The following is a 9,319-nucleotide window of genomic DNA, read 5'->3' on the forward strand; positions in this document are numbered from 1 at the left end:
CATTCATTGTGAAACTTCCCTACTGGGCTTGCAAAACGTACTGGTCCGCTTCTGGGCTAGGTGGCAAGTTCTCCCTATTGATCAACCAGCTGGCGATTTCAGTAAACACCGGACCTGCCGACTGTCCACCGGCTCCGCCTTCTCGTGTACCTCGCTGCGGCTCATCAAGCATGACGGCCACGACAAATCGCGGATCGTTCGCAGGCGCGATGCCAGCAAACGTAATCCAGAACTGGTTTTGCGAGTAGGCGCCAGTCTCAGGATTCACCTTTTGCGCGGTACCAGTCTTGCCCGAAAGCTGATAGCCAGGAAGTTGGCTGTTCTGGGCGGTACCGTTGTTGATCCCTGCCGGGTCGTTTTGGAACGTGGAACGGAACATGTCCACGACTGTGCGTGCCGTCGCCTCCGACACCACACGATGCCGCTCAGGTTCGGGCTGTTCCAGCGGTGTGCCCTCTGCACTTTCAATGCTGCGGATAATGCGAGGCGTAATCCGCTCGCCACCGTTGGCAAGCGTTTGGTAGACGCTGGCCATCTGAAGCGCTGTCCAGCTCATTCCCTGCCCAATTGGTAGGTTCGCAAACGTTCCTCCGGACCACTGCTCTAGCACTGGCAACAGACCGGCGGACTCGTTGGGCAGCTCAATGCCGGTTGTGTTTCCGATTCCGAAGCGCTGCAGGTAATCCCAATAGCGCTCCTCGCCCAGCTTCTGCGCAATCTGCAAGGTGCCCACATTCGAGGACTTCCCGAAGATGCCCGCTGTGGTGTACGGCATCACGCCATGCTCCCACGCGTCGCGCACAGTAATACCAGCCATGTCGATAGAGCCCGGCACTTGGTGTACTTCTTCCGGAGTAGTCACTTTCTCCTCAATTGCCGCAGTCGCTGCGATAATCTTCGCCACGGAACCCGGCTCAAACGGGTGCGAGATCGCGTTATTGCTGAAGTCCTTCCCTTCGCGCAGCTGCCGTTCGATGTCCCCGTTCGGGTCAATAGTAGAGGTATTCGCCATTGCTAGCACTTCACCACTGCGGGCATCGAGCACTACTGCCTCGGCGTCCTTTGCCAACGAGTTCCGTTTCGCGTTCTCCAGAGTCTGCTGCACAAACGACTGCAGGTCCAGGTCGATCGTCAAGGTGATCTTCGCGCCATCCACCGCGGGTACAACGTCGCGCAGCGTACCGGGTATGGACTGCCCGTCGTTCGACACGTCCTCTGTCTTGCGCCCGTTGATCCCGGTGAGCACCGCATCACTCGATGCTTCAAGCCCAAACTGTCCCTGCCCGTCCATCGACACCTTGCCGAGGATGTTTTCAGCAATCGCCCCGTTCGGGTACTGCCGGATGTCCTGGTGGTCCGAGGCCACGCCGTGGAACTCAGCAGCAATGTTCGACGCCACGTCAGGGTCCACGTTCCGGACAAGTACCTCGTAGTTCGAATCCGCGTGCAGCTTCTCGAGGATGTCGCGTGCGTCAACCTTGCCCACACTGCGCATATCGTCATTGTCTCGTCGCCTATCGACGTCCTCTTCGCCCATTGCCTCGCCAATCATGACGGGAATCTCGTTGGCCATCGTGCGCAGAATATCCTCGACTCTCGCGTCAACCATGGCTCGCGTCGCGTCATCGTCGAGATTCGGAATGTTTTCATTGAGCATGACCTGCTCACGCAATTCCTTACGAAGCGTCACCGGCGACACAGTCAACGACCGCGCCTGCATCGTGTACGCCAGGTGGTTACCTTCGCGGTCCACGATCTCACCGCGCCGCGCGGGGTCAGTGTAAATCCTGGCGCGCTGCGACTGCGCCTGCTCGCGCAGCTGTGGGCCCCACACCACCTGCACAAGAAACAGCCTGCCGACCAAAAATACGCTGACTACAAGAAACAGAATTACTGCCCATTGGGACCGCTGGTGCAACACACTTCGCCGTGTCTTAGGCGCTTGAGGTGCTTGCAGGGCACGTGGCCGAGCAGTTCGTTTTCTCCGGTCCGGGTGCGATTCGACCACTGCCCTATATTCACCTCACTCAATTGCATTCAACGGGTAAGAAACGATTCGTGCCCTTAGAGCTTAGAGCGTAGGTGGGACATTCGGCGCATACGGCGCCACGTTGTCCAAACGAGAAGTGCTGCCAAGCACGTTATTGCCAGGAAGCTGCGTCAAAGAATCACCGATTTCGCGAGTTGCTTGCTGGTCACTCGACGCGCGCCCAGATCGTGCGTGAGACTCATTCACGTCCACCACACCGACAGTTGCGTTCGGGTCGAACGGACGCTGCTCATGCACACTGCCATCTTCATGCACCGCAACGATCCCTGGAGCCGATGGAACCAACAGGCCTGCGTCACCTGCACGTTGTGCAATCTCTGCGGATGATTTGCGGTCCTCAAGGTCGCGGGTCAGCGATTCGACACGGTTGGTCAGCTCTCGTTCCTGCGCCTGAAGGCGCTGAATGGTAAACGTTTGCGTCGTCGACAAAGCGCTGAGCCCCATCGCAGCAACAACCCCGAATACCAGCAGTACCACCGTCACTGTGAACGTCAGCGACAACTGTTTCTTAGCGACAGCCGGCTGCGCAATCCTCCTGCCGCGGTAGGACACAATCTGCTTCGACCCCAACCGCCCGTGAGTACGCGGGTGTGGGACGTGTGGCCGAATTCCCGGGTTGAGCAGCCGAGTGTTCGCGCTACGCTGCTGGCCGGAGCGCCGCGTCTGCGGGCGCGCCTGATCACCGCGCGTCAGCGTCATGTTCGATCCGCTGTGCTCTCGTGCTGCCATGATTGATCAGTTCCTTAGTTGCCTTGTGCTAGTTTCTCGACACCACGTACCCGTACGGACGCCGCTCTAGGGTTATGTTCAATTTCAGTTTTCGACGCCTTCTCCGACCCATTTGTGATGGATCGAAACAGCGGCTGCGTACCGGGTAAGTCCATCGGGAGCCCCGGTGGGGTTTTCGACTCCGTGAGTTCCCGAAACGCCGCCTTGACGATTTTGTCTTCCAGCGATTGATAGCTCATGAAGACCGCACGTCCACCAACTCCGAGGAGGTCAGTAATGACGGGGAGGACTTGCTCGACCGCTTCGAGCTCGCGGTTCACTTCGACCCGCAGCGCCTGAAACGTTCGCTTTGCCGGGTGCCCGCCCGACCTACGTGTGGCTGCCGGAATCGTGTCGTACAGCAGCTCCACCAGACGCGCACTCGTTGTGAATGGCTCCTGTTCACGCTGCTGAACAATCGCCCGAGCAATCTTTCCCGCAAAACGCTCGTCTCCGTACGTCTTCAAAATGCGTGCCAAGTCACCGTGCGAGTAGGTATTCAGCACGTCAGCTGCAGTGAGCGATTGCGTCGTATCCATCCGCATATCTAGCGGGGCATCGACCTTGTACGCGAAACCGCGTTCTTCCTGATCGAGCTGCATCGAAGAAACGCCAAGGTCAAACAGCGCCCCGGCAACTCCATTTTCGCGGACGATGCCGAAAGGCACCCGCTCGTCAGAAGCCGCAACTTCGCCAATTGCGTCAAAACGGGCTTGCACCGGAACAAAACGGTCGCCGAATGGAGCCAGACGCTCCGTTGCCGCAGCTAACGCGTTTGGGTCGCGGTCGATTCCAATAACGTACGCGTTTGGAAATGTAGAAAGAAAGTACTCAGTGTGGCCGCCTGCCCCGAGGGTGCCGTCGACAATCACTGCGCGATCGCCGAATTGCTCAACTGCTGGTGCGAGCAATTCCGCCATCCGGTTACGCATCACGGGAACGTGGCCACGGTTTGCCACCGGATCAAAGTCCATCGCGGCTTCTACCATTGTCGGGCACACTCCCTTCACTGCGTTGTTCTGAAAATTACCTACACCCATGTTTGGGGAGCGTATAGAGCCCTACCCCGGGCGGCTGCTCTGATGTCGGGGAAGTACACCAGAACGCTTCACGCCCGGGATAGAGTCCGTACACGCTCTCCGTCAGTAGTCGATGTCCGCTGTCAGGTAGTCAGCCTTACAGCAGACCGGAGAGTATGTCGTCGTCATCCGCCGCCGAGAAGGCAGCTTCAGTCTCTTCTTGATATTGAGCCCAGGATTGTGCATCCCAGATCTCGAGAAAATCTACAGAACCGATAACCACGCACTCCTTTGAAAGGTTTGCGTATTCCCGGTGCGACGCCGACAACGTGATACGACCAGAACCGTCAAGCGTTTGCTCATCCGCACTGGCAGCCAGATTACGAATGAACGCACGAGCCTTCGGGTTCGTGCGGGATGCTGCAGCAGCCTTTTTGGCTCGCGCTGCGAACTCCGCACGGGGGTAGACCGCCAAAGAGTGATCTTGCCCCTTGGTCACCATCAGCCCGTCCGCGAGGTCCTCTCGGAACTTCGCAGGCAGCGTCAAGCGCCCTTTGTCATCAAGCTTGGGAGTGTAGGTTCCCAGAAACATCGGGCGACCCACCTTCCTCTACGCCGTCAGACACGTGATGTATGTAGTTTTCTCTGCTTCGTGCGACAAAGGTGTGTAGTCAGCACACCACCGCGCCTTCCGCTACGCCCCACTTTAACCCACTGTGCCCCACAAATGCCACACCACACACAAAAAAGATCACCGAATTCAACATAACCGCAGGTCAACGAGTAAGAAAACGGTGGGGCTCCCTCCCCCCTTCGCGCTTCACAATAGCCACAATCACCCCACTAGTCGACTAGATACACAAAGAAATACCCACAAAAGTCCATCTCCGCATACACGTGTGGGCAAAAGTGGAGACTGTGGGTGAAAGTGGGGCGCTTCGCCCACACAATAAAAAACGCCCCCAGTAAAGGGGGCGTGGTCCTTTTTAGGATTAAGGCCGATCCTCGAACCGGCGCTTAAAGTTCTGCTCCATCGAGCTCACTCGAGGAGACTTCTGCTGGTTCCGGGAAACATTCCGCAACTGCGATACAGATGGGCCATGCGCTGGGGTGCGCAACGCCATGATTCCACCAGCCATCATGACACCGAACCCGATAACGCTAATGATTACTGTCCAAATGGAAAGCGAGGCAAGCGCAACACCGCCGAGCAACAACACCACTCCAAGCACCATTAACGCAACGCTGCGCATCGTAATCCGGCCTGTGGACGATGGAGCCGCATAGTCGGCGTTTCGGCCGACGCTTTGCACAAATGAAGGGTCATCTGCCATGAGTGACTGCTCAATTGCGCGGAGTGCTTGCTGCTCCTGTTCAGAAAGTGACACTGCTCTACTCCCAAGCTCCAAAGCGGACGTTGCTATCCATACAACGGCCATCCTAGCGCCTTTGTTCCCCGGGAGACGAGGGCAAGATTGCCCGGGCTAAGCCGCAACACCATTTCCGGCAGGAAGTGCCTCGAGGTAGAACTGTTCCGCCTGCTCAAGCAACTGCGCAACCCGGTCAGCTGGCGGCATATGCTCAATCCCCGAGGCAACGCGGCCGCGTTCCCGCGAGAACGACTCAAACACATTCGCCCACCGCTCACCACCCTTCCCCGTGAGCGCAAGCTTCTTCCACGCACTACTTGGCAGCCGCTTTCGCTTCTGAATTACCGGACTATCAGAACACACCGCACCCGCAGTCCGCAGCGCTGCACGGTAGGCATATTCCATAGCCTCGTCGCACGCCCCCTCCTCAAATCGCTCATAGGCATACGTGAGGCAACCATCGGCGGTTTCAAGAAACTGGTCACGCTTCGATTGACGGACGCGAGCACCGTAAACTTCGTTCGTTGTCGCAGAGATAACGCTGTTCATGTTGATTTCTCCTTCATTTCCCTTTCGCATTTGAGATGAATATAGAAAATGGGTCCGACAAATCCCCCAGAACTTCGCTCATTTGTTCGAATATGGCGAAACTTCCCGGACTCATGGTTCGATAAAGGCATGAAGACCGAAATCCGCCGACTCACATCGGCCGAGTACCTTCTTGCAACGCCTGCACTCGTCGACCTCTATATAGAGGCCATGGACTACCCGGTCAATGTTCGGGCGCAACGCATCTCCTCCTGGCGCCAAGAGGCTCTCTCCCCAGGCTTCACTGCAATCGCGGCAGTTGCTGACGACACGATCATCGGCATTGCATACGGAATGTTGGGACAGCGTGAACGATGGTGGGATCAGCAGCTCAGGCGGGCGCTTGCCATGCAAGGGGGGCCGTCGAAAAGCGAAAAGGAGTTACTCCAAAGCTACTTTGAGGTCGCTGAAATCCATGTGCTCCCTAGCTATCAAGGGATAGGTATCGGCGCGAGGTTGCTCCGGGAGCTCCTGCGCCTTGCGCCGGCAAAATTTGCCCTACTGTCTACCCCTGAGGTCGAGCACGAGGACAACGGCGCGTTCAAGCTCTACCGCAAATTTGGGTTCTCCGACGTCGCACGTAACTACCTCTACCCCGCTGATCCGCGGCCATTTGCGATTCTCGGGCGATCGCTGCCACTCAGCACCTCACCAATGTTGTAGGTTTGTCGTGGTAACTCGGTAGTCTCTAGGTGCATACGTCTACGACAGATTCTGGAATGGAGCACAACGTGTCTGAAGTATCCTCACAAGGGCCAACGCTCGAGGCCATCCCCGCACTTGTTGAGGAACAGCTTCGCGTGTTCTTCGACGGCCAGGAATCGGTAGTCGCGGAAATTGGTGCCCCGGTGGAGGACGCAGTGTCTTACCTGCGCAAGTTTGTCCTCGGTGGAGGCAAGCGGATACGGCCACTCTACGGCTGGGCTGGCTTCATCGGCGCAGGAGGGCTCGACCACAGCCAGGAGAACCCCGACGCAGTGCTGCGCGCAGTGAGCTCGCTCGAGTTCATTCAGGCATGTGCGCTCATCCACGACGACATTATCGACGCCTCCGACACCCGGCGCGGCAACCCAACAGTGCACCGCGCGGTTGAGGCTACGCACCGCAACGAAGGCTACCGTGGTGACGCCGCTTCGTTCGGCGAGCACTCGGCCATTTTGATTGGCGATCTTGCGCTGGTGTGGGCAGAAGACATGTGGCGATACTCGGGGCTCACGAATGATGCCCTCGACCGCGCGGCGAAGCCGTGGGTGGGGATGCGCACTGAGGTGATCGGCGGCCAGCTGCTGGACATCATGTTAGAGGCTAAGGGCAGCGAATCTGTTGAGCTCGCAGACAAGGTGAATCGGTACAAGACCGCTGCGTACACGATTGAACGGCCGCTCCACCTTGGCGCCGCGATTGCCGGCGCGCCGGATGCAACGATCGCCGCGTTCCGTGGTTACGGACGTGATATTGGCATTGCGTACCAGCTCCGCGATGACATCCTTGGGGTCTTCGGTGAACCTGAGGTGACCGGCAAGCCGGCTGGCGACGATATCCGTGAGGGCAAGCGTACCGTCTTGTTCGCCACTGCGCTGGCAAACTTGGACGCGTCCGATCCTGCCGCAGCGCAACGCCTTCGCGACGGGATTGGTGTCGCAGCATCGCCAGAGGAGCTTTCCGAACTCGCAGAGCTTATTCAAGAAAGTGGCGCCGTCGAGGCAGTAGAGGCGCGCATCGGTCGCCTCACTGAATCAGGCCTGCAGCACCTTTCGGACGCAGGGATTGATGATGCAGTTGCGCAGTTCATGCGTGACTTAGCTATCAAAGCCACGGCTAGGCGTATGTAGCAATGAAGTCCCTTTCGCCGACACGACTAGGGCTGCTGGCAAGTATCTTGGTGGCCCTTGGCTCCTTTGGGGCCGGCGCCACCCGCAACCGTGGCGGCGTGATGCGTATGTTGGGCGTCGACAATTTGACGTACGGGCACGGGCGTGCGCTCATGGACATCACGATGAGCGTCGGCATCGTTTTGTTGTTGCTTGCCTGGCTGTGGCTGTGGCGTACGCGTCCCACCTTCGATACGGTACGGCGCACCACCTGGCTGTGGACCGCACCACTCGCGCTGAGCGCACCGATGCTCTCGCGCGACGTGTACTCCTATCTGATGCAAGGCGCCATGCTTCGCGACGGCTTCGACCCATACTCAGAAGGTGCGGCCGTCAACCCCGGCCCGCTGCTGTGGGAAGTCTCGCACGACTGGCGCAACACCACCACCCCGTACGGTCCGCTGCACCTGGGGTTAGGCAAGCTGATCACACTGGTAACTGGCGATAGTGTAGGCGCCGGCATTGTTGCATATCGGCTCCTGGCGCTGGCGGGTTTCGCGCTGATTATCATCACGGTCCCGAAGATTGCGCAGCAGCTCGGCGGCGACAGTGCATTTGCGCTCTGGATTGGCGCGACGAACCCCTTGATGCTGCTGCATATGGTTGGCGGCATGCACAACGAGGCCGTGATGGTGGGGCTCGTCAGCGTTGGCATCGTGTGGGCACTGCGCCGCCCAGCAACCTTCGCCACTTTTAGTGGCGCCATCGCTGTGGTGGCTGTTGCGGTCTCGCTCAAGGCCACGGCTGCCGTGGCGATGCCTTTCATCGTGTGGCTGATGGTTGCCCATTTCGCGGGTGCATCAGCATCTGTGCTTAAGAAGTGCGGCGTGTTCATCCTTGCCACGGCTTGGTCTATCGCGCTGACAGGCGGGGTGCTTTATGTTGTCACCGCGGCGTCTGGCGCGTCGTGGGGCTGGCTGGCCGAGATCTCCGGCAACTCGAAGGTGATCAACCCGTTGGCAGGGCCCACGCTGGTCACCGAGATACTCACTCCCGGGTTCCAGCTTTTCGACGACCACTTCTACTACAACAGCCTGCTCGTTGTCGTGCGCGCGGCCGCTTCCATCCTGATGTTGGTGGCGTTAGCCGTTGTGTGGTGGTGGTTCCGCCCGAAACCGGGTGCAGCGAACGACGTGCGCGCTGTCCAGGGCACGACCGCCGCGTACGTCGCCGCGTTCATCACGAATGCGGTCACGCTCCCCTGGTACTACGCGTCGATTTTGGCACTCGTGGGAACTTTCCGGGCACCGCGGTGGGTGCAACAGGTCGCCGTGGGTGCGAGCGTGATCATCGTGCTGGCGTTTACAGGCGGCGGTAACCACCGCTTTTACGATGCCTGGTTCCTCGTCGCGGCACCGTTCGTGGCCTTTGCTGCAGTGCTTGCGGTGTGGCCGTTTAAGCAGGCTAAAACGCCATCGCCTGTGCTCGGCGAATAACTTCGCGGGCACCATGGCCGTGCAGCGCGTCGATTGGACGGCCGCTCAGTGATTCATCGGGGGTGAATAGGTACTGGAGCGACTCTTCGGGGGAAAAGCCGCCGTCCGCAAGCACGGTGATTGCACCGCTGATGAACTTTGACATTTCGCCGTCCGCCAGCAGGAGCGCAGGAATGTAATTCACGCCGTCCTTGCGGTAAACGAGGAGCTTGTCGGC

At 58.8% G+C, this 9,319-nt stretch carries 10 protein-coding genes; 3 read left to right on the top strand and 7 right to left on the bottom strand.

Going from position 1 to position 9,319, the window contains the following annotated elements; genetic code table 11:
• Positions 1 to 19: 19 nt before the first annotated feature.
• The 6 genes from ACXIUA_RS01475 to ACXIUA_RS01500 form a co-directional block, all read right to left on the bottom strand.
• A complete protein-coding gene (locus ACXIUA_RS01475; RefSeq protein ID WP_370295848.1) occupies positions 20 to 1,957 on the bottom strand; it encodes a peptidoglycan D,D-transpeptidase FtsI family protein in 1,938 nt (645 codons plus the stop codon).
• 114 nt (positions 1,958 to 2,071) lie between these two features.
• A complete protein-coding gene (locus ACXIUA_RS01480; protein WP_070362209.1) occupies positions 2,072 to 2,779 on the bottom strand; it encodes a hypothetical protein in 708 nt (235 codons plus the stop codon).
• Between the two features lie 14 nt (positions 2,780 to 2,793).
• Positions 2,794 to 3,792 (bottom strand): 16S rRNA (cytosine(1402)-N(4))-methyltransferase RsmH, encoded by a 999-nt coding sequence (gene rsmH, locus ACXIUA_RS01485; RefSeq protein ID WP_141742248.1) that lies wholly within the window; start codon positions 3,790 to 3,792, stop codon positions 2,794 to 2,796.
• A 202-nt stretch (positions 3,793 to 3,994) separates the two neighbouring features.
• Positions 3,995 to 4,429 carry a division/cell wall cluster transcriptional repressor MraZ gene (gene mraZ, locus ACXIUA_RS01490; RefSeq protein ID WP_070362207.1) on the bottom strand — a complete coding sequence of 145 codons (435 nt, stop codon included), beginning with the start codon at positions 4,427 to 4,429 and terminating at the stop codon, positions 3,995 to 3,997.
• A gap of 400 nt (positions 4,430 to 4,829) precedes the next feature.
• Complete coding sequence (locus ACXIUA_RS01495; RefSeq protein ID WP_070478970.1) at positions 4,830 to 5,225, bottom strand: DUF3040 domain-containing protein; 396 nt, start codon at positions 5,223 to 5,225, stop codon at positions 4,830 to 4,832.
• A gap of 96 nt (positions 5,226 to 5,321) precedes the next feature.
• On the bottom strand, positions 5,322 to 5,756 hold the full coding sequence (locus tag ACXIUA_RS01500) for an SAV_6107 family HEPN domain-containing protein (protein WP_070478777.1): 435 nt from the start codon (positions 5,754 to 5,756) through the stop codon (positions 5,322 to 5,324).
• 129 nt (positions 5,757 to 5,885) lie between these two features.
• Here ACXIUA_RS01500 and ACXIUA_RS01505 point away from each other — a divergent pair, with 129 nt between their 5' ends.
• From ACXIUA_RS01505 to ACXIUA_RS01515, 3 genes are read left to right on the top strand one after another with little or no spacing between them, the layout of a single operon-like run.
• Positions 5,886 to 6,458 (top strand): GNAT family N-acetyltransferase, encoded by a 573-nt coding sequence (locus ACXIUA_RS01505; RefSeq protein WP_457975942.1) that lies wholly within the window; start codon positions 5,886 to 5,888, stop codon positions 6,456 to 6,458.
• Positions 6,459 to 6,514: 56 nt separating this feature from the next.
• On the top strand, positions 6,515 to 7,627 hold the full coding sequence (locus ACXIUA_RS01510; RefSeq protein ID WP_457975943.1) for a polyprenyl synthetase family protein: 1,113 nt from the start codon (positions 6,515 to 6,517) through the stop codon (positions 7,625 to 7,627).
• Between the two features lie 2 nt (positions 7,628 to 7,629).
• A complete protein-coding gene (locus ACXIUA_RS01515) occupies positions 7,630 to 9,102 on the top strand; it encodes an alpha-(1->6)-mannopyranosyltransferase A (RefSeq protein WP_070976531.1) in 1,473 nt (490 codons plus the stop codon).
• Here ACXIUA_RS01515 and ACXIUA_RS01520 read toward each other — a convergent pair.
• Positions 9,071 to 9,319, bottom strand: a 249-nt coding sequence (locus tag ACXIUA_RS01520; protein WP_457975944.1) for an Rv2175c family DNA-binding protein, incomplete at its 5' end; no start/stop codon positions are given. The two genes, ACXIUA_RS01515 and ACXIUA_RS01520, sit on opposite strands and share 32 nt — an antisense overlap.

This window comes from Corynebacterium sp. UMB8791 (genome assembly GCF_054166365.1).